This is a genomic window from Methylobacterium gossipiicola, from assembly GCF_900113485.1.
GTDB lineage: Bacteria > Pseudomonadota > Alphaproteobacteria > Rhizobiales > Beijerinckiaceae > Methylobacterium > Methylobacterium gossipiicola.
Genome location: NZ_FOPM01000076.1, coordinates 1 through 1,131, shown reverse-complemented (window position 1 = coordinate 1,131; position 1,131 = coordinate 1). Strand labels below are relative to the sequence as shown.

Genomic DNA, 1,131 nt, shown 5'->3' with positions numbered 1-1,131 from the left:
TTGAACTCACGTCCGAACTTGCGACGCTGCATGGAGCACCTCCGGCTTCATCATCACACCTAAATCGGGTGTCCGTGAAACCGGCAGCAGGCCACTCCGCACTGCCATGCCGATGGCCTTGCGTTGCCCGATCAGCACTACAAGCTGCTTGCCGCGTGTGACGCCCGTGTACAGCAGGTTCCTGGCCAACATGTTGAAGTGCTGCGTCACGATCGGGATCACCACAGCCGGGTATTCCGAGCCCTGGCTTTTATGGATCGTTGTCGCAAAGGCCGGGACAAGCGTGTCGAGTTCGCCGAAGGGGTAGATTACCTCCCGTCCGTCGACGGTGACGAGCACCGCTTCTTCCTCCTCGTCGATGCCAGTGACCATGCCGAGATCGCCGTTGAAGACCTCGCGGTCGTAGTCGTTCTGCGTCTCCATTACCCGGTCTCCCGGCGCAAAGCGCCAACCAAACCGCTCGACCTGTGCAGGCGGGTTGGGATTCAGCACGCGCTGAAGTTCGTGGTTGAGGTTGCGCGAGCCGAGCGAGCCCCGCAGCATGGGTGTCAGTACCTGCACATCACGGACAGGATCGAGGCCGAAGGAGCGTGGAATGCGGTTGGTTATGATCTCGATCAGCTTGGCGACACCGATCTCCGGGTCGTCAATCTCGATGAGGTAGAAGTCCGCCTTCTCGCCGGGACGGGGCTTCACCGGCATCTGGCCGGAGTTGATCCGGTGCGCGTTGACGATGATCCGACTCTCAGCCGCCTGTCGAAAGACCTCAGTCAGTCGTGCCACCGGGACGCGCTCAGATGCAATCACGTCGGCCAGGACCTGCCCCGGCCCGACTGAGGGTAGCTGATCCACATCTCCAACGAGCAGCAGCCCAGCGCGCTCGGGCACCGCCTTCAGCAAGGCGTTCATCAATGGCACGTCCACCATCGAGGTCTCATCGATGACGAGGAGATCGCAGTCGAGCGGGTTTTCCTCGTTTCGTGAGAAGCCACCGTGCTTCGGGTCGATCTCCAGCAGGCGGTGGATGGTCTTGGCCTCTAGGGCGTGTCATCGCTTGAGCCAATCGAGGGCGGCTGCGAGGCAGAGGACGCCGGTGAAGCTGGCGGCGGTCTTTTCGTAGCGCGTGGCGAT

Annotated in this window: 2 pseudogenes; both read right to left on the bottom strand. The window is 61.8% G+C overall.

The features are described from left to right. Positions 1–6: 6 nt before the first annotated feature. Positions 7–1,041: pseudogene (locus BM249_RS21075) on the bottom strand (ATP-dependent DNA helicase); the annotation flags it as partial. Between the two features lie 6 nt (positions 1,042–1,047). Then, positions 1,048–1,131: pseudogene (locus BM249_RS21510) on the bottom strand (IS5-like element ISMex42 family transposase); the annotation flags it as partial.